This window comes from Serratia sp. CY83965, from assembly GCF_052166375.1.
GTDB classification, from domain to species: Bacteria; Pseudomonadota; Gammaproteobacteria; order Enterobacterales; family Enterobacteriaceae; genus Serratia; species Serratia marcescens.
Window position 1 is genome coordinate 75,132 of sequence record NZ_JBJNOV010000008.1, and the last position, 19,753, is coordinate 94,884.

Annotated in this window: 15 protein-coding genes; 5 read left to right on the top strand and 10 right to left on the bottom strand. The window is 61.3% G+C overall.

Going from position 1 to position 19,753, the window contains the following annotated elements; translation table 11 throughout:
• Positions 1–34: 34 nt before the first annotated feature.
• The 4 genes from pyrG to rlmD all read right to left on the bottom strand — a co-directional run bounded on the left by pyrG (position 35) and on the right by rlmD (position 6,511).
• Positions 35–1,672 carry a glutamine hydrolyzing CTP synthase gene (gene pyrG, locus ACJ8PL_RS15690; protein WP_004932674.1) on the bottom strand — a complete coding sequence of 546 codons (1,638 nt, stop codon included), beginning with the start codon at positions 1,670–1,672 and terminating at the stop codon, positions 35–37.
• A gap of 351 nt (positions 1,673–2,023) precedes the next feature.
• Positions 2,024–2,818, bottom strand: a complete 795-nt coding sequence (gene mazG, locus ACJ8PL_RS15695; protein ID WP_033641273.1) for a nucleoside triphosphate pyrophosphohydrolase — start codon at positions 2,816–2,818, stop codon at positions 2,024–2,026.
• Positions 2,819–2,920: 102 nt separating this feature from the next.
• Complete coding sequence (gene relA, locus ACJ8PL_RS15700) at positions 2,921–5,152, bottom strand: GTP diphosphokinase (RefSeq protein WP_004932686.1); 2,232 nt, start codon at positions 5,150–5,152, stop codon at positions 2,921–2,923.
• Between the two features lie 9 nt (positions 5,153–5,161).
• Positions 5,162–6,511, bottom strand: coding sequence for a 23S rRNA (uracil(1939)-C(5))-methyltransferase RlmD (rlmD, locus tag ACJ8PL_RS15705; protein WP_079450092.1), 1,350 nt, complete (start codon positions 6,509–6,511; stop codon positions 5,162–5,164).
• Between the two features lie 66 nt (positions 6,512–6,577).
• Here rlmD and barA point away from each other — a divergent pair, with 66 nt between their 5' ends.
• On the top strand, positions 6,578–9,304 hold the full coding sequence (gene barA / locus ACJ8PL_RS15710; protein WP_442531267.1) for a two-component sensor histidine kinase BarA: 2,727 nt from the start codon (positions 6,578–6,580) through the stop codon (positions 9,302–9,304).
• Between the two features lie 66 nt (positions 9,305–9,370).
• Here the strand turns inward: barA and degP are convergent, their stop codons facing one another.
• Together degP and dgt are read right to left on the bottom strand one after the other, a co-directional pair.
• The gene (gene degP, locus ACJ8PL_RS15715; RefSeq protein ID WP_033641270.1) at positions 9,371–10,810 is read right to left on the bottom strand and encodes a serine endoprotease DegP; all 1,440 of its coding nucleotides are present in this window, start codon (positions 10,808–10,810) and stop codon (positions 9,371–9,373) included.
• Positions 10,811–10,991: 181 nt separating this feature from the next.
• Positions 10,992–12,509: a dGTPase gene (gene dgt / locus ACJ8PL_RS15720; protein ID WP_016929068.1), complete on the bottom strand. Its 1,518-nt coding sequence runs from the start codon at positions 12,507–12,509 to the stop codon at positions 10,992–10,994.
• Positions 12,510–12,638: 129 nt separating this feature from the next.
• Between dgt and mtnN the strand changes: the two genes are divergently transcribed.
• Genes mtnN through ACJ8PL_RS15735 form a run of 3 tightly spaced genes read left to right on the top strand, consistent with a single transcriptional unit; the run spans position 12,639 to position 14,762 of the window.
• On the top strand, positions 12,639–13,340 hold the full coding sequence (mtnN, locus tag ACJ8PL_RS15725; protein WP_004932702.1) for a 5'-methylthioadenosine/S-adenosylhomocysteine nucleosidase: 702 nt from the start codon (positions 12,639–12,641) through the stop codon (positions 13,338–13,340).
• A gap of 22 nt (positions 13,341–13,362) precedes the next feature.
• Positions 13,363–14,148 (top strand): vitamin B12 ABC transporter substrate-binding protein BtuF, encoded by a 786-nt coding sequence (btuF, locus tag ACJ8PL_RS15730; protein WP_033641486.1) that lies wholly within the window; start codon positions 13,363–13,365, stop codon positions 14,146–14,148.
• Complete coding sequence (locus ACJ8PL_RS15735; protein ID WP_015376663.1) at positions 14,148–14,762, top strand: TRIC cation channel family protein; 615 nt, start codon at positions 14,148–14,150, stop codon at positions 14,760–14,762. The genes btuF and ACJ8PL_RS15735 overlap by 1 nt, the downstream gene beginning before the upstream one ends.
• A 126-nt stretch (positions 14,763–14,888) precedes the next feature.
• Here ACJ8PL_RS15735 and erpA read toward each other — a convergent pair whose 3' ends face one another.
• Both erpA and clcA read right to left on the bottom strand, forming a co-directional pair.
• Entirely contained in the window at positions 14,889–15,233 is a 345-nt protein-coding gene (gene erpA / locus ACJ8PL_RS15740; protein WP_004932708.1) for an iron-sulfur cluster insertion protein ErpA, read from the bottom strand.
• Between the two features lie 89 nt (positions 15,234–15,322).
• On the bottom strand, positions 15,323–16,762 hold the full coding sequence (gene clcA / locus ACJ8PL_RS15745) for a H(+)/Cl(-) exchange transporter ClcA (RefSeq protein ID WP_442531268.1): 1,440 nt from the start codon (positions 16,760–16,762) through the stop codon (positions 15,323–15,325).
• Positions 16,763–16,936: 174 nt separating this feature from the next.
• Between clcA and hemL the strand changes: the two genes are divergently transcribed.
• A complete protein-coding gene (gene hemL / locus ACJ8PL_RS15750) occupies positions 16,937–18,226 on the top strand; it encodes a glutamate-1-semialdehyde 2,1-aminomutase (RefSeq protein ID WP_015376661.1) in 1,290 nt (429 codons plus the stop codon).
• Positions 18,227–18,287: 61 nt separating this feature from the next.
• On the opposite strand, the gene ampE is transcribed toward hemL, so the two are convergent.
• Both ampE and ampD read right to left on the bottom strand, forming a co-directional pair.
• A complete protein-coding gene (ampE, locus tag ACJ8PL_RS15755; RefSeq protein ID WP_004932714.1) occupies positions 18,288–19,142 on the bottom strand; it encodes a beta-lactamase regulator AmpE in 855 nt (284 codons plus the stop codon).
• On the bottom strand, positions 19,142–19,738 hold the full coding sequence (gene ampD, locus ACJ8PL_RS15760) for a 1,6-anhydro-N-acetylmuramyl-L-alanine amidase AmpD (protein ID WP_049300177.1): 597 nt from the start codon (positions 19,736–19,738) through the stop codon (positions 19,142–19,144). The genes ampE and ampD overlap by 1 nt, the downstream gene beginning before the upstream one ends.
• Positions 19,739–19,753: the final 15 nt, after the last annotated feature.

A 19,753-nucleotide genomic window follows, 5' to 3' on the forward strand; every position in this document is an offset into this window, starting at 1 on the left:
CGCGGTTCTCACCGCGCGCCGCCTACCAAATATGTTATTTCACCTGGCGCTTCTGATGCTCGCCTGCGGCTTTCACGAAGCCGGCGAACAGCGGATGCCCATCACGCGGCGTAGACGTAAATTCCGGGTGGAACTGACAGGCTACAAACCACGGGTGATTCGGCAGTTCAATGATCTCAACCAGCTTGTTGTCGGCGGAACGACCGGCGACACGCAGCCCTGCGGCTTCGATCTGCTTCAACAGCATGTTGTTAACTTCGTAACGGTGACGGTGACGCTCGACAATGGTCGGTTCGCCGTACAGCTGACGCACCAGGCTGTTGTCGCTCAGGTTGCACTGTTGGCCACCTACGCGCATCGTGCCGCCCAAGTCGCTTTCTTCGCTGCGCACTTCGACGTTGCCGTCTTCGTCGCGCCATTCGGTGATCAACGCCACCACCGGGTACTTACAGTCTGGCATAAACTCGGTGGAGTTGGCGTTTTCCATCCCCGCCACGTTGCGAGCGAACTCCATCAACGCCACCTGCATGCCCAGGCAAATGCCCAGGTAAGGAATGTTGTTCTCGCGCGCATAGCGCGCGGTCATCACTTTGCCTTCCACGCCGCGGTAGCCGAAGCCGCCCGGGATCAGGATCGCATCCAGCCCTTTCAGCACTTCCACGCCGCGCGTTTCCACGTCCTGCGAGTCGATCAGCTTGATGTTCACGGTCAAACGGTTTTTCAGCCCGCCGTGCTTCAGCGCTTCGATTACCGACTTGTAGGCGTCCGGCAGCTCAACGTATTTGCCGACCATACCGATGGTCACTTCGCCGCCCGGATTGGCTTCTTCGTAGATCACCTGTTCCCATTCGGCCAGGTTGGCTTCCGGCGCGTTCAGGCTGAATCGTTTACAAATATAATCGTCCAGCCCCTGAGATTTCAATAGGCCTGGGATTTTATAAATAGAATCAACGTCTTTCAGAGAGATAACCGCTTTTTCCGGCACATTGCAGAAAAGCGCGATTTTAGCGCGTTCGTTAGCAGGAACCGCGCGATCGGAACGGCAAATCAGCACATCAGGCTGAATACCGATGGAAAGCAGCTCTTTTACGGAATGCTGGGTCGGCTTGGTTTTCACTTCGCCCGCCGCCGCCATGTACGGCACCAGCGTCAAGTGCATGTACAGAGTGTGCTCACGGCCCACTTCCACCGCCATCTGACGGATGGCTTCGAGGAACGGCAGCGATTCGATATCGCCGACGGTGCCGCCGATTTCCACCAGCACCACATCGTGGCCTTCGCCGCCTTCGATGATGCGCTCTTTGATCGCGTTGGTGATGTGCGGAATGACCTGCACGGTCGCGCCCAGATAGTCGCCGCGGCGTTCTTTACGCAGCACGTCGGAGTAGATGCGGCCGGTGGTGAAGTTGTTGCGACGCGACATTTTGGTGCGGATGAAGCGCTCGTAGTGACCCAAATCCAGATCGGTTTCTGCGCCGTCTTCGGTGACGAAAACTTCCCCATGCTGAATCGGGCTCATGGTGCCCGGATCCACGTTGATGTACGGGTCCAGTTTCATGATGGTAACGTTGAGGCCACGGGCTTCAAGAATAGCCGCCAGAGAGGCTGCGGCAATGCCTTTACCCAGAGAGGATACGACCCCGCCGGTCACAAAAATATAATTAGTTGTCATGCTGAACCTGAGAGTTTAGGTTTAAAGACGATGGAAGAACCAGGACGGGAAAGTAGTATACCCGAACCTCTCCTGACCTACAAACGATCGTTTTGCTGTCCATCATCTCGGCCGCCCTCCCGTGTTCATCAGGGTTTACTCCGCCGGCGCCGCATAAACCCTCCAGGAAATACAAAGAGTTAGCGGAGAAAGTTTCTTTTTACCGCCCCTCTCGAGCGATAAAACGCCTTAGATTTCAGTTTGTTGGCCTTTTGCTGCCGACGGCAGCCATGCGCCTGTGACCTGACCGCAAGCTTAACCGTTTCAGCCCAAGTGAACCTTGTTTGCGATCAACATTGTCGTCGCAGCGATTCAACTTTCCTGGCGCTTCACCTGCTGCCAGGCGTCTTCCATCTGCTCCAGCGTGGCGTCTTCAAGCCGCAGCCCGCGTTGCTGGACGATCGCTTCCACCTGGCGGAAGCGACGTTCGAACTTGCGGTTCGCCGCCTGCAGCGCATTCTCCGCCTTGTGCCCCAAATGGCGCGACAGGTTCACCGTGGCGAACAGCAGATCGCCGATCTCCTCTTCCAGCTTGCTCTCATCGACCACCGCCTGGCGGGCTTCGTGCATCACTTCGTCGATCTCTTCATACACTTTGTCCAGCACCGGCCCCAGGGTATTCCAGTCGAAGCCGACCGAGGCGCAGCGTTTTTGGATCTTGTGCGCCTTCATCAACGCCGGCAGCGCCTGCGGAATGTCGTCCAGCACCGAGTGCAGCGCTTTTTCGGCGCGCTCGCCGGCCTTCAGCTGCTCCCAGCGCGCCGCCACGGCTTCGCTGTCTCCCGCCTCGGCGTCGCCGAAGATATGCGGGTGACGGCGCTCCAGCTTGTCGCTGATGGCGGTGCACACCTCATCGAAATCGAACAGCCCCTGCTCCTGCCCCATCTGGGCATAGAACACCACCTGGAACAGCAAATCACCCAGTTCGTCGCGCAGATCGGCGTAGTCCTGCCGCTCGATGGCGTCCAGCACTTCGTAAGTCTCTTCCAGCGTGTAGGGCGCGATGGTGGCGAAAGTTTGCTTGCGATCCCATGAGCAACCGACCTGCGGATCGCGCAGCGTTTTCATGATGTTCAGCAGGCGCTGCAGCGGAGTGGATTGGGTCATAAAAAATCTCTGAGAAAGAATGAGGGCGCATGGGAGCGCCCACCGAATTCATGGATCTCGGGCCGTATCGATGGCGCATACGGCCCGAAAGGCGATGTGGGCTTAGTTGCCGTGCAGACGCTTGGCGTCTATCACGTCCGGCAGCTGGTTCAGCTTCGCCAGCACCCGGCTCAGCACCTGCTGGTTGTAGATTTCGATATCCATGTCGATGGTGGCCAACTGTTTCTTGGTGTCGCTGCGGCTGGCGACGCCCAGCACGTTGACCTTTTCGTTGGCCAAAATGGTGGTAATGTCGCGCAGCAGCCCGCTGCGATCGTTGGCCATCACGCGCACCACCAGCGAATAACCGCTGGAGTAGCTTTCGCCCCATACCGCATCGACGATGCGCTCCGGCGCGTGCGATTGCAAATCGACCAGCTGATCGCAGTCCGCACGGTGGATCGAAATACCGCGCCCCTGGGTGATAAAACCGACGATGTCGTCGCCCGGGATCGGCTGGCAGCAGCGGGCGATGTGGTGCATCAGGTTGCCCACGCCCTCTACCACCACGCGGCCGTTGTCCTTGTTGCGGGCCGGCGGCGGCGCTTTCTGCTGCACCAGCTGGCGCAATGCCTCGCGATCCTGCTCTTCGGCGCTCGGTTTGTTGAACTTGCCCTGCAGGTAATTCACCATCTGGTTCAGGCGAATGTCCCCGCCGCCGATCGCCGCCAACACCTCGTCCAGCGAGTTCATGTTGTAGCGCGGGATCAGCAGCTTTTCGGCCTCTTTCAGACTGATGCCGAGATGTTCCAGTTCGTTGTCCAGCATCTGGCGGCCGGCGAGAATGTTCTTGTCGCGATCCTGCTTGCGGAACCAGTTGTGGATCTTCGAGCGCCCGCGGCTGGTGGTGACATATCCCAGGTTCGGGTTCAGCCAGTCGCGGCTCGGGTTCGGCTGTTTCTGGGTGATGATCTCAATCTGATCGCCCATCTTCAGCTGATAGGTAAACGGCACGATGCGGCCGCCGATCTTGGCGCCGATACAGCGGTGACCGACGTCGCTGTGAATGTGGTAGGCGAAATCGAGCGGCGTGGAACCGGCCGGCAGATCCACCACGTCGCCTTTCGGGGTAAATACATAGACCCGATCGTCGAACACCTGGCTGCGCACTTCGTCGAGCATCTCGCCGGAGTCCGCCATTTCTTCCTGCCAGGCGATCAGCTTGCGCAGCCAGGCGATGCGTTCTTCGTAGCCGGAGCGCACGGTCACGCCCGCGCCCTCTTTGTACTTCCAGTGCGCGGCCACGCCCAGTTCGGCGTCTTCGTGCATTTGGCGCGTGCGGATCTGAATCTCGACGGTCTTGCCGCGCGGCCCCAGCACCACGGTGTGGATCGACTGGTAGCCGTTCGGTTTCGGGTTGGCGACGTAGTCGTCGAACTCATCCGGCAAATGGCGGAAGTGGGTATGCACGATGCCCAACGCCGCGTAGCAATCCTGCAGGCGCTCCGCCACGATGCGCACCGCACGCACGTCGAACAGTTCGTCGAACGCCAGGTGTTTTTTCTGCATCTTGCGCCAGATGCTGTAGATGTGTTTCGGCCGGCCGTAAATCTCCACCCGAATGCCTTCGTTGGCCATTTCTGCGCGCAGCCCGGCGACGAAATCGTCAATGAACTGTTCGCGATCGATGCGGCGCTCATGCAACAGCTTGGCGATGCGCTTGTATTCTTCCGGATGCAGGTAGCGGAAGCAGAAATCCTCCAGCTCCCACTTCAGCTGGCCGATGCCGAGCCGGTTGGCCAGCGGGGCGTAGATGTTGGAACACTCTTTCGCCGCCAGCACGCGTTCGTCTTCCGGCGCGTCTTTCACCTCGCGCAGGTGGGCGATACGCTCCGCCAGCTTGATGACCACGCAGCGGAAATCCTCCACCATCGCCAACAGCATGCGGCGCACGTTGTCGACCTGTTCGGAGGCCATCGAGTCGTTTTGGGTGGCTTTCAGTTGGCGAATGGCGTCCATATCGCGCACGCCGTGCACCAGCGCGACGATCCCCTTGCCGAACGCTTCGGTCAGGGTCTCTTCCTGCACGATGCCGGCGTCCACCAGCGGGAACAGCAGCGCGGCGCGCATGCTGTCATTGTCCATGCTCAGCGTCGAGAGAATTTCCACCATCTCCAAGCCGCGCCACAGCAGCAGCGAGGCGTCGGGATGGTTTTGGGTCTGCTGCTCACAATAACGCCAGGTTGCGGCCAATCGCTCACATGACTGCGGGTTAGGTAGCCCCAAGCCGGCGATCCACTCATCGAGAGCGAACTCACCCGCCGTATTCAGATGTGCACTTCTTACCGCAACCATAACTTCTCCCTACTTTGCAGCGACCTCTGGCGCACGCTCGTTGATAAACAGCGCCATTGATTCAAGATGCCCCGTGTGCGGAAACATATCCAACATCCGCACGCGCGCAAGACGATAACCGGCATTCAACAGCACGTTGCTGTCGCGAGCCAGCGTGGTGGGGTTACAGGAAACATACACCACCCGCGCCGGCGCCAGTTTTACAATGTGTGACATCACCCCGGCCGCACCGGCGCGGGCGGGATCCAGCATCACCTTATCAAACCCTTGTGCTGCCCAAGGTTGCCGCGCAACGTTGTCCTCCAGATTCTCATGGAAGAACGACGCATTATTCAGCTTATTCTTATGTGCATTATATTGCCCATTCACTACCAGCGTGGCAACACCTTCGATGCCCACCACCGCGGCGGCGCGGCGCGCCAGCGGCAGGGTGAAGTTGCCCATGCCGCAGAACAGGTCCAGCACCCGATCATTGGGTTGAATATCGAGCCATTCAAGGGCCTGCGCCACCATTTGTTGGTTTACGGCGTCATTGACCTGAATAAAGTCGCGCGGACTGAAGTCTAAGCGTAGCCCGTCAACCTGATAATACGGCGTTTCACCGCACAGTTTTTCCACCCGATCGCTGTCCGGCGCCAGATAAACGGCGACCTTTTCCCGCTCGCCAAACGCCAACAGCGCCTGCCGATCCGCCTCTTTCAGCGCGTCGAGATGACGCAGCACCAGCAGCGGGCCGTTATCCGCCAGCACCAGCTCCACATGCCCCAGCCGCCGCACCGCCTGCAGCCCGCTCAGGCAGGCGCGCACCGGCGCCAGCAACTGTTCCAGCTCCGGCCGCAGCACCGGGCAGTGCTCCACCGCCACCAGCTCGCTGGAGGCCGCCTGGCGAAAGCCCATCATCAGGCGCTGCAGCTTCGGCTGCCATGCCAGGCTCAGGCGGGCGCGGCGGCGATAGCCGTATTCCGGGCCGGCGATCACCGGTTCCTGTTGCGGGGTTACGCCGGTTTCGCGGGCGATCATGCGCACCAGCGCCGCCGCCTTGCTCTGCTGTTGCAGCGCCTCATCAGCATGTTGCTGCTGGCAGCCGCCACACACGCCAAAATGCGGGCAGCGCGGTTCTACCCGCTGCGGGCTGCGGCTCAGCAGGCGTTTGAGCTTGCCTTTGGCGAACTGGCGCTTGTCTTCGGTCAACTGGATTTCCGCCTGCTCGCCCGGCAATACGCCCGGCACGAACACCGCTTTGCCGTCGTGGCGCGCCACGCCCTGGCCAAAAGGATCGAGATCGCTCACCGTCACGGTGAAGATTTGTGAGCTCTGCCGGGTCGTCACGCGGCGTTTGGGAGAGTAGAATTGCGCCATATTTGTCGATTGTGTGCTGGTTCATTAAGCTAGTGTCAGCTGTCAATTCTCCCACATTGGAATCCCATGACCAAATACAGCCTGCGTGCGCGCATGATGATCCTGATTCTGGCCCCGACCTTGCTGATTGGTTTGCTGCTCAGCACCTTCTTCGTGGTGCACCGCTATAATGAGCTGCAGGAGCAACTGGTCGACGCCGGCGCCAGCATCATCGAGCCGCTGGCGGTGGCCAGCGAGTACGGCATGACGTTCCGCAGCCGCGAATCGGTCAGGCAGTTGGTCAGCCTTTTGCACCGCCGCCATTCGGACATCGTACGTTCGATCACCGTGTTTGATGCGCAGAACAACCTGTTCGTCACCTCAAATTATCACCACAACTTCGCTCAGCTGCAGTTGCCGAAAGGCGTGCCGTTGCCCACCGAGCTGATGCTCACCCGACGCGGCGATTCGCTGATCCTGCGCACGCCGATCCTGTCGGAAAGCCAGTATCCGGATGAAACCGCCGACGGCGGCAGCCATCCCGACAACAACCTGGGCTATGTGGCGATCGAGCTGGATCTGCAGTCGGTGCGGCTGCAGCAGTATAAAGAGGTCTTCGTCTCCACCTTGCTGCTGCTGCTGTGCATGTGCATCGCCATCCTGTTCGCTTACCGGCTGATGCGCGACGTGACCGGCCCGATCCGCAATATGGTGAACACCGTCGACCGCATCCGCCGCGGCCAGCTCGACAGCCGCGTGGAAGGCTACATGCTCGGCGAGCTGCACATGCTGAAAAACGGCATCAACTCGATGGCGATGTCGCTTACCGCCTATCACGAAGAGATGCAGCAGAACATCGATCAGGCCACGTCAGACCTGCGCGAAACGCTGGAGCAGATGGAGATCCAGAACGTCGAACTGGATCTGGCGAAAAAACGCGCGCAGGAGGCGGCGCGCATCAAGTCCGAATTCCTGGCCAACATGTCGCATGAGCTGCGTACTCCGCTCAACGGCGTGATCGGCTTCACCCGCCAGATGCTGAAAACCGATCTGAGCGCAACCCAGACCGACTATTTGCAGACCATCGAGCGCTCGGCCAACAACCTGCTGACCATCATCAACGACGTGCTGGATTTCTCCAAGCTGGAGGCCGGCAAGCTGGTGCTGGAGCATATTCCGTTCGCCCTGCGTGAAACGCTGGACGAAGTGGTGGTGCTGCTGGCGCCCAGCGCCCACGACAAGGGCCTGGAGCTGACGCTGGATGTGCACAACGACGTGCCGGAGCAGGTGATCGGCGACTCGCTTCGCCTGCAGCAAATCATCACCAACCTGCTGGGCAACGCCATCAAGTTCACCGAAACCGGCAATATCGACATTCGCGTCGAGCTGCGCAAACAGCTGGATCGCCGGGTGGAAGTGGAAGTGCAGATCCACGATACCGGCATCGGCATCTCCGAACGCCAGCAGTCGCAGCTGTTCCAGGCATTCCGCCAGGCGGACGCCAGCATCTCCCGCCGCCACGGCGGCACCGGGCTGGGGCTGGTGATCACGCAAAAGCTGGTGAAAGAGATGGGGGGCGATATCTGCTTCCACAGCCAGTTGAACCGCGGCTCGACCTTCTGGTTCCACATCAAGCTGGATCTGAACGAGGGCATGCTGTCGCTGGCGCCGAGCCTGCCGGATCTGAACGGCAAAACGCTGGCCTATATCGAGTCCAACCCGACGGCGGCGCAGGCGACGCTCAACATGCTCAGCGTCACGCAACTGGTGATCACCCACTCGCCGACGCTGGGCCAGTTGCCGCCAAGCCACTATGATTTCCTGCTGGCCGGCGTGCCCATCCCGTTCCGCGACAACATGGCGCAGCACGAAGACAAATTGCTGGCCTCGCTGAAGCTGGCCGATCGGGTCATTCTGGCGCTGCCGTGCCAGGCGCAAATCGATGCCGAGCTGCTTAAACAACAAGGCGCGCTCGGCTGCCTGATCAAGCCGATCACCAGCACCCGACTGTTCCCGATGCTCCGGATGGAGGCGCCGGCACGCCTCACCGCGCAGCCTGAGCGTAAACGCCTGCCGCTCACGGTGATGGCGGTTGACGACAACCCGGCTAACCTGAAGCTGATCGGTACGTTGTTGGGGGAACAGGTAGAAAAAACCCTGTTGTGCGAGAGCGGCGAGGAAGCGCTGGCGCTGGCGCGCGACAACGTGCTGGATCTGATCCTGATGGACATTCAAATGCCGAAGATGGACGGCATTCACGCCAGCGAGCTGATCCGCCAACTGCCGCATCACAACTCCACGCCGATCGTCGCCGTCACCGCCCATGCAGCCAGCGGCGAGCGCGAGCACCTGTTGCAGGCCGGGATGGACGACTACCTGGCCAAGCCGATCGACGAGAAAATGCTGACCCGCGTGCTGTCGCGCTATCACAGTGGCGAAATGGAAAACGCCGTCGCCGACGACGCACCGCTGTCGCTCGACTGGCCGCTGGCGTTGCGTCAGGCAGCCAATAAACCGGATCTGGCGCGCGATCTGCTGCAAATGCTGCTCGATTTCTTGCCGCAGGTGCGCGAACGGGTGCAGGCGCTGCTCGACGGCCAGCATGACGACGAAATCCTCGATCTGGTCCATAAGCTGCACGGCAGCTGCAGCTACAGCGGCGTGCCACGCCTCAAGCAGCTGTGTTTCTACCTCGAGCGGCAACTGCGCCAGGGCGTCACCAACGACGAACTGGAGCCGGAATGGCTGGAGCTGCTGGATGAGATTGAACTGGTGATCCACGCGGCGCACGCGCATCTGACGCAGCCTGCCTGAATTCGCAGGCCGTTACGCAAAAAGGCACGCCGCAGCGTGCCTTTTTCTTTTAGCGCCTGACGTTTATCACTGCGCCAGCAGGTACAATTGGCTCTCGCCGCGCTGAATATTCAACGCCAGCACCGACGGCTTGCTGTCGAGAATCTTACGCAGCTCGCCCAGGTTCTGTATCGGCTGTTGGTTCACGCCCAGGATCACATCGCCTTTTTTCAAGCCGATGCGCGCCGCGGCGCTGCCGGCTTTCACGCTGTCGACCTTGACGCCTTTCTGGTTGCCGACCTGGGTGTTGCTCAGCTCGGCGCCCTCGATGCCGGTGTAAATATTGCCCGAGGCCACCTGGGTCTGCGCGCTTTGCTCCAGCGTGACATCAATGGTCACCGGTTTGCCGTCGCGGATAATGCCCAGCGACATTTTGCTGCCGACGGGCAGCGTGCCGATCTCCGCCCGGAATGAGGCGAAGCTGGAGATGGCCTTGCCGTTCATGGTGACGATCACGTCACCGGCTTTAATGCCCGCCTTCGCGGCGGAAGACTTCGGCATCACCTGGCTGACAAAGGCCCCGCGCTGCGCATCAACCTTCATCGCCTTGGCCAGCTCAGAGTTCAGCTCGGTGCCCATGATGCCGAGCTCGCCGCGTTTCACCTGGCCATACTCGACCATTTGCGCCGTCAGGTTTTTCACCATGTTGCTCGGAATGGCGAAGCCGATACCGATGTTGCCGCCGTCCGGCGCCAGGATCGCGGTGTTGATGCCGATCAGCTCGCCGTTCAGGTTAACCAGCGCGCCGCCGGAATTGCCGCGGTTGATCGCCGCATCGGTCTGGATAAAGTTTTCGTAGTTTTCGATGTTTAGGCCGCTGCGCCCCAGGGCGGAAACGATGCCCGAAGTGGCGGTTTCGCCCAGCCCGTACGGGTTGCCGATCGCCACGGTGTAATCGCCGACGCGCAGCTGATCGGAATCCGCCATCTTGATCGCCGTCAGATTCTTGAAGTCTTTCAGCTGGATCAGGGCGATGTCCGAGCGCGGATCCTTGCCGATCACCTTGGCGTCGAAGCGGCGGCCGTCACTCAGCTGCACCTGGATCTTGTTGGCGTTATCCACCACGTGGTTATTGGTCACCACATAGCCCTTGGCGGCATCGATGACCACCCCGGCGCCCAGCGCCTGGAATTTCTGCTGCGTGCCCTGCGGCTGGCCATCCGGCCCAGGCTGTTCACCGCCCTGACACATCGGCGAGCCCTGGAACGGCGAACCGTCCTGGCAGAACGGCGAATCTTCACCGAAGAACTGTTGGAACTGCTGCGGCATGCGCGGCGTATTGACCGTGGTGCTGCCCTCAACGTTAATGCTCACCACGGAAGGCATCACCTTTTCCAGCATCGGCGCCAGACTCGGCAGCTGTTGGGTGGAGGAAGAGGCGGTTTCAGCGGCGCTGGCCGTCACCGGGCCCATCGCCATGCCGATGCTGAATGCCAATGCGCTCAGAACTAATGCGGTTTTTTTCATCTGTGTGTCTCTTATAAAGTCGTTCAAAAAAGAATGGCCGTCTTGCGTGCTTATTCAGAGTTAATTAATAGCCTGAAGTTCCGGCACAGATGATTGGCAATAGTAAACAAATATTGTCCGTCTTTACAAAAATCAAGACAGCCAACCGGTTGGAATTGCTGATAATTATTCCTCAGCTTAATTATTCCGCCGCCATTAATCGACGATATTCATCATAGGCATAAAGGTCGGTCATTCCGCTGATATAGTCCTGCAATAAACGCGCGCGGAAATAATATTCCCGAATGGCTTGCTGCTCCGGCGATAAATGCTGCAGCCCTTCTACCGCCTCCGCATACGCCAGCCGATGCTTGGTGGACAGCTTGTGGAACAGACGCGTTTCGATCGGGTACGCGCGGTGGCTGTCTTCACGCACCAGCAGGGTGAAGTCCGCCAGCGACATCGCCAACAGCGGACTGTAAATGTCCAGCAGGCCGCTGATCACCCGATAGCCTTGCAGCTCGAGCTGCTCGACCTCCGGGTGGTTGAACACGTGCTTGAACGCCACATTTTTAAATATTTTCAGCAGCCGGTAGGCCGGGCTGGAATCCTCCAGCAGTGCCTGATTGAAGCTGCCCTGATATACCGCGTCCAGATTGTCGATAAAGCGCTGCGCCGCGTGCGGCACCAGCCGCGCCACGGTAAACACCCGCAGATACATGAAGAACTGATCTTCCGCGCTGCGCCGCGCGCCGCCGCGATCGATCTTGCGAAACGCGCTGGCGACGGTCTTGTCGAACAGATCGCCCGGCGCCACCTCGCCCCATTCCTGAATCAGGTGCTGATACAGCTGCTCGACGGTGAAAATGCTCTTCTCCACCGCGTCTTCCAGATCGGCCACGCAGTACGAGATATCGTCGGCGGCCTCCATAATGTAGGTCAGCGGGAAACGATCGAACTCGCCCATATGCAGCTCACGCCGCAGCCGATCGACGAAGGCTTCTTCCGCCAGATAGTAGCCGGGCTTTTTCATCAGGTAACTGTGGCTAGCGGGGATGTCGCTCGCCCAGTAGGCCGGGCGGGTGTATTTCAAAATGCAGCCGACCTGCGCGTAGGTCAGGTTGAGCTTGAGCAGGCTGTACACCATGCGGATCGCCTGGGCGTTGCCCTCGAAGTGGCTGAGATCCTGACGGATCCGGCTGCGCAGCCGGTTCAGATCGCTCTCCCCTTCATGCAGGCGCAGCGTCGCCACCTGGCAGCGATCGTGGCTGCCCGGCTCACTGCCGCAGCTGGCGGGATCGAGCCGCTGGGCGAACCAGTCATTGATCGCCGATTCGCCGAAATGACCGAACGGCGGATTGCCGATGTCGTGCATCAGGCAGGCCATTTCCACGATGCTTTCAAACGGATCGAGCAGCCGGGTCAGGCCGAGTTCGTCGATCTTCCCCGCCTGTTTGAAGCGGTTGAGGATCTCTTTGGCGATATGGCGCCCGACCTGCTGCACCTCCATCGAGTGCGTCAGGCGGCTGCGCACCGCCGCGTTGCGCTCCAGCGGAAACACCTGGGTTTTTTGCTGCAGACGGCGAATGGCGGCCGAGTTGACGATGCGCCCGCGATCGCTCTCGAACTGCCGCACGATGTCGTACTCTTCCTCGGCCTCGATCGGTTTGCTGAAAGGCCGTTGGAAGCTGATTTTTTGCTTGAAGTCGATCCCGGACATCTGTTTCTCCGCCGTTGCGCCCTGCCCCCGTGATAACAATTCCCGGCAGCGGATGCAACGCATTATCTCTGATACACAGCCATGATAGACTATGCCGCAATTCTCACGGCCAATCAGCGAGTGTTATTTATGAAAGTAGGCATCATCGGCGCAATGGAGCAGGAAGTCACCCTGCTGCGCGATCAAATCGAAAACCGTCAAACCATCCAGCGCGCGGGCTGCGAAATCTACACCGGCCAGATCGGCGGCGTTGACGTGGCCCTGCTGAAATCCGGCATCGGCAAAGTCTCTGCGGCCATGGGCACCACCCTGTTGCTGGAGCACTGCAGCCCCGACGTGGTGATCAATACCGGCTCCGCCGGCGGCCTGGCCAGCACGCTGCGCGTGGGCGACATCGTGGTGTCGGAAGAAGTGCGCTACCATGACGCCGACGTCACCGCCTTCGGCTACGAGCCGGGCCAGATGGCCGGCTGCCCGGCGGCGTTCGTCGCCGATGATGCGCTGATCGCGCTGGCGGAAAGCTGCATCAAACAGCTGGATCTGCACGCGGTGCGCGGCCTGATCTGCAGCGGTGACGCCTTCATCAACGGTGCCGAGCCGCTGGCGCGCATCCGCGCCACCTTCCCGCGCGTCGCCGCCGTGGAAATGGAAGCCGCGGCGATCGCCCACGTCTGCCATCTGTTCGGCACGCCGTTCGTGGTGGTGCGCGCCATTTCCGACGTCGCCGACAGCGAATCGCACATGAGCTTTGACGAGTTCCTGGTGGTAGCGGCCAAGCAGTCCACGCTGATGGTCAACGCCATGCTGCAAACCCTGGCCAAGCGCGGTTGATGTGAGGCAGCGCTTCACCTCGATGCTCTGTCTGTTGGCGCTCTGGCTGGCCCTGCCGGTCGGCGCCGCCCAGCGGGTGATCAGCCTGGCGCCCAACGCCACCGAACTCGCCTATGCCGCCGGCATGGGCGATGTGCTGGTGGCGGCGAGCGCCTATTCCGATTACCCGCCGCAGGCCGCCAGGCTGGAGCAGGTAGCTTCCTGGCAGGGCATCAATCTGGAGCGGGTGCTGGCGCTCAAGCCGGATCTGATCCTCGCCTGGCGCGGCGGTAATCCACAACGCGCGTTGGATCAGCTCGCCGCGTTCGGCATCCCGATCTTCTATGCGGACGCCGACAATCTCGAAGGGATCGCCGGCTTGCTGGATAAGCTGGCGCGCTACAGCCCGCACCCGGAGCAGGCGCATCAGGCGGCGGACGGCCTTCGCCGCCAGTTCGCCGCTCTCAAGCAACAGTACGCCGCTAACTCGCCACGGCGTGTGCTGCTGCAGTTCGGCACCCAGCCGCTGTTCACCAGCTCCGGCGCCACATTGCAAAGCCAGGTGCTGGCGCTGTGCGGCGGGCAGAACGTCTTCGCCGACAGCCGCACCCCTTGGCCGCAGATCAGCCGCGAGCAGGTGCTGGCACGTCAGCCGCAGGCCATCGTCATCACCGGCGGCGAGAAAGAGGCCGCCAATGTGAAAGCCTTCTGGGCACCGCAGCTGCAGGTGCCGGTGATCGCGCTGAACGAAGACTGGTTCAATCGCGGCGGGCCGCGCATCCTGTTGGCGGCGCAGCAGTTGTGCCGCCAGCTGGCGGAGATCCGCTGATGCTGGTGTTCTGGTTGGATATTCTCGGCACGGCGGTGTTCGCCGTCTCCGGCGTGCTATTGGCCGGCAAGCTGCGCATGGATCCGTTCGGCGTTCTGGTATTGGGCGTAGTCACCGCGGTCGGCGGCGGCACCATCCGCGACATGGCACTGGCCAACGGCCCGGTATTTTGGGTCAAGGATCCCACCGATCTGGTTGTGGCGATGATCACCTGCGTCTTGACGCTGCTGCTGGTGCGCCAGCCGCGCCGCCTGCCGAAGTGGGTGCTGCCGGTGCTGGACGCCGTCGGGCTGGCGGTGTTCGTCGGCATCGGCGTCAACAAGGCCTTCGCGGCCGGCACCGGCCCGCTGGTGGCGATCTGCATGGGGGTGATCACCGGCGTCGGCGGCGGCATTATCCGCGACGTGCTGGCGCGCGAGATCCCGATGATCCTGCGCACCGAAATTTACGCCACCGCCTGCATCATCGGCGGCATCGTGCACGCCACGGCGTTCTACACCTTCAACATGCCGCTGCAACAGGCCATGATGCTGGGCATGCTCATCACCCTGGCCATTCGGCTGGCGGCCATTCGCTGGCATCTCAAGCTGCCCGCCTTTATTCTCGAACGCTGAGCAGCCGCGCATCACTCGCGGCCGTCCGGCGCAGGAGAACGGCACGGCAGTGATTCTCGTGGAAGGGTAGGCATAAAAAAACCCGCCGGCCGTAAGGCGAGCGGGTTGATGTTCTGACAGGCAAACTCAGATGCTGAACGACGAACCGCAACCGCAGGTGGTTTTGGCATTCGGGTTGGTCACCACAAAGCGCGATCCTTCCAGCCCTTCGGTGTAGTCCACCGAACCGCCGACCAGATACTGCAGGCTCATCGGATCGACCACCAGCGCCACGCCCTGCTTCTCGATGGTCATGTCGCCATCGTTGACCTTGTCGTCAAAAGTGAAGCCGTACTGGAATCCGCTGCAGCCGCCGCCGGTAATGTAAACCCGCAACTTCAGGTTCGGGTTTTCTTCGTCAGCAATCAGGAACTTAACCTTGTTTGCTGCTGCCTCGGTAAATTGCAGGGGCAGTGCCGTTTGATCACTCATACTCTTTACTCCCAACATTGTTCAGCATCAGATCGCGACTATGGCTGCCTGATTAATATTAACGATTATCCGATACCTGAGTGTTGCGTTCAAGTATTCACCGCTTTTGTTGTATTTTCCTTACTTGTTTTCTGCGCCGCCTCCCGCGCCAGCTGCGCCTCCTGCTTTTGCAGCGTGCGGGCCAGGATCGACGAATACAGCGGCTTGCCGCCGAGCAGCTGCGCCACCACCGTGGCGCCGAGGCAGGTAATGATCATCGGTAAAATAAGCTGGTAGTTGTCGGTCATTTCCAGCACCAGCACGATGCCGGTCAGCGGGGCGCGCACCGTGGCGGCGAACAGCGCCCCCATGCCGGCGATGGCGAAGGTGCCCGCCTCGATGCCGTACTGCGGGAACAGATGTGCCCCCGCCAGCCCGAAGGCGGTGCCGAACAGCGTGCCCAACGCCAGCATCGGCGCGAAGATGCCGCCCGGCGCGCCGGAACCGAAGCACAGCAGCGTGGTGAAGATGCGGGTGATAAAGATAAACATCAACATGCCGACGCTGTAGTTGCCCGCCGCGGCGATCGGGATCAGCCCAAAGCCGCCGCCCGCCGCCTCCGGCTGGATCAGCCCCAGAATGCCGCACACGCCGCCGAGCAGCCCGCCCATCAGCAAGACATTGCGCATTCTGCCGCCGTGCAGGCGCGCGAACATGTCTTGGGTGCGGAAGATCAGCGCGTTGAACCCCACGCCCACCGCGCCGAAGATTGCCCCCAACACCAGATAGAGCCACAGGGTATTGATGGGCGCCGAAGAAAGTTTGTCGACCGCGATCACCGCCCCCTGGCCGTTAAACAGCTGGAACACCACGCTCGACATGATAACGCCGATAAACACCGCTTTAATCGAGATCAGGTTGTAGCGGAACTGCGGCCGCATCTCTTCGATGATGAACAAGATGCCGGCCAGCGGCGCGTTGAACGCGGCGGACAACCCGGCGGCGGCCCCGGTCGCCAGCAACGTATGACGCGCCTCGGCGCCGCGAATGCGCAGCACGTCCAATACCATGCGCCCGACGTTGCCGCCCATTTGCACCGTGGGCCCTTCGCGCCCCAGCACCATGCCCGCCCCCAGGGTGCCCATACCGCCGATGAATTTTACCGGGATCACGCGCCACCAGCGTACCGGCCGCAGCTCTTCCAGCGCGCCTTCGATTTCCGGAATACCCGAGCCGCCCGCCTCAGGCGCAAAGCGCCGCACCAGGTAATAGCCCAGCGCCGCCAGCGCGGCGGACAGGATAAACGCCAGGGGCCACACCAGAAGCCAGGAGTCGGCGACCTGCGCCAGCGAAGCCAACCGCTGCTGCTGCACCCACTCCACCGCTTTATCGAAGGCCACGCCGAGCAAACCGGCCAGCGCCCCCACCAGCGCGGCCATCACCAGGATCGCCACCGGGGTTTTATCGCGGCGAATAAACTGACGCACCGCATCGCTGCGGCGCAGACGCGGGCTCAACGTCCCGACTGGCTGTGATTGTGATTCTGTCATCGCGAGTGATTCGTCAGGTAATTTGTAATACAAATAGGCAGGGCGATAATTCTACCCCAACCTGGCGGCGGACGCTGCCGTTAATGGTATCTGACTGTGATCGTTTCATAACGCGGCGCTCTCCTCTAGAATAGCGCGGTCAAATCATTCAAAAGAGAATCCAGGAGCCGATTTATGAGCCTACACAGCAAGTCCGAAAGTCTGTACGCCCAGGCGCAACAGTTGATCCCCGGCGGGGTAAACTCTCCGGTGCGTGCATTCACCGGCGTGGGCGGTGTGCCGCTGTTTATCGAGCGGGCAGACGGGGCTTACCTGTTCGATGCCGACGGCAAGGCCTATATCGACTATGTCGGTTCCTGGGGGCCGATGGTGCTGGGGCATAACCACCCGGCGATCCGCGACGCGGTGATCGAAGCGGCGCAGCGCGGCCTGAGCTTCGGCGCGCCGACCGAGATGGAAGTCAAAATGGCGCAGCTGGTCACCGAGCTGGTGCCGACGATGGATATGGTGCGCATGGTGAACTCGGGCACCGAAGCCACCATGAGCGCCATCCGCCTGGCGCGCGGCTACACCAACCGCGATAAAATCATCAAGTTCGAAGGCTGCTATCACGGCCACGCCGACTGCCTGCTGGTGAAAGCCGGCTCCGGCGCGCTGACCCTCGGCCAGCCGAACTCACCGGGCGTGCCGGCCGACTTCGCCAAGCACACTCTGACCTGCACCTATAACGATCTGGATTCGGTGCGCGCCGCCTTCGAACAGTACCCGTCCGAGATCGCCTGTATTATCGTCGAGCCGGTCGCCGGCAACATGAACTGCGTGCCGCCGCTGCCAGAATTCCTGCCGGGCCTGCGCGCCCTGTGCGACAAGTACGGCGCGCTCTTGATCATCGACGAAGTGATGACCGGCTTCCGCGTCGCGCTGGCCGGCGCGCAATCCTATTACGGCGTCGAACCGGATCTGACCTGCCTCGGCAAAATCATCGGCGGCGGCATGCCGGTGGGCGCCTTCGGCGGCCGTCGCGAGGTGATGGACGCGCTGGCGCCCACCGGCCCGGTCTACCAGGCCGGCACCCTGTCCGGCAACCCGATCGCCATGGCGGCGGGCTACGCTTGTTTGACCGAAGTCTCACAGGTCGGCGTGCACCAGACGCTGACCGAACTGACCGAGATGCTGGCCGCTGGCCTGCTGCACGCGGCGCAGGAGGAGAATATTCCGCTGGTGGTCAACAACGTTGGCGGCATGTTCGGCCTGTTCTTCACCGACGCGCCGGCGGTCACCTGCTACCAGGACGTGATGCAGTGCGACGTGGAACGCTTCAAGCGTTTCTTCCACCTGATGCTGGAAGAAGGGGTGTATCTGGCGCCGTCCGCCTTCGAAGCGGGCTTCATGTCCGTGGCGCACAGCAAGGAAGACATCCAGCGCACCATCGACGCCGCACGTCGCTGCTTCGCCAAGCTGTAATCCCGGCCGAATGGCCAAACAAAACGGGCGCCTCGGCGCCCGTTTTGTTTTTCTCTGCGGCTTAAAGCAGCGTGCCGTAAATGGTCAACAGCGCCACCACCACCACGATGATCATCGTCACCTTACGCGCCAGCGTCACCGCCGCCCGCGGCGTTTGCACCGGATCCATATGCGGATCGCGCGCCAGCGAGAACTGGGCCAGCCGCGTCAGCACCTGATACGACGACGAATGCCGATCCCCCAGCGAGGCGAACCAGGCCGGCAACGCGCGTTCGCCGTGGCCGAACAGCGCATAGGCCACCCCGGCCAAACGCACCGGGATCCAGTCCAGCCAGTTCAACAGGTGATCGATGCCCGATTGCGAACGCTCCAGCGGCGTATTGTGGCGCGCCAGCCAGGTTTGATAGGCGCGCAGGAAGGCATACCCCGCCAGCGCGATCGGCCCGTACGGCCCAAAGACCACGAACCAGAACAGCGGCGCCAGGTAATAACGGAAGTTAATCCATAGCAGCGCGTTTTGCAGCTCGCGCAGGCGCAGCTCTTCGCTGCAGTCCACCGGCAAGCCGTGGATCAACGCCAGCTCTTCCGCCATCTGATCGCTGGCGTGGATATCACCCTGCCGCGCCGCTTTCAGGTAGGCGCGGTAGTGTTTGCGCTTGATGCCGGCGCCGACACACAGCAGATCGATGACGATCCACAGCAGCAGCGTCACCACGCCGAAGAACAGCCCGTGCGACAGCCACAGAACGCCCCAGACGATCACCATCCAGGCGGCGGTCATCGCCAGTGTCTGCGCCAGCGAAACCCGATGCAGCCGCTGAAATACCACTTCGAGGCGATGATCCAGCTGCCAGTGCTCTCCCAGCTTGAACAGGCGTTCCCAGGCCAAAACCAGCAACAGCGTAAACAGCGTCATTAGCGATTCCTCTCCCTTTTTCTTGTCTCAAGCATAGCGTCGGCGGGCGCGCCGCGTTGTTCCAGAGATGCCAGATAGCGATCCCAATCGAACGCCGGCCCGGGATCGGTCTTGCGGCCGGGGGCGATATCGCAATGCCCGGCGATATTGGCCGCCAGCGGTGGGTAATGTTCGGCCAGCAGCACGGTGACCGCCTGCAGCGTGCGATATTGCGCCTCGGTGTAGGGCAACTGGTCAGTCCCTTCCAGCTCGATGCCGATGGAGAAATCATTGCACCGATCGCGCCCCTGATACAGGGAAACGCCCGCGTGCCAGGCGCGTTGGTCGAAGGGCACATACTGCACGATCTCTCCGCCGCGGCGAATCAGGCAATGCGCCGACACCCGCAGCTGATGGATATCGGCGAAATAAGGGTGCTGCGCAGGGTCGAGCGTGCCGGTGAACAGCTGGTCGATATAGGGGCCACCGAATTCGCCGGGCGGCAAGCTGATGTTGTGGATGACCAACAGCGAGGGCGGCTCGTCATCCGGGCGCCGATCGCAGTGCGGCGAGAGCACTCGCGTCACCCCGACAATCCAGCCATTTTCCAACTGCATCAGACACCTCTCTGC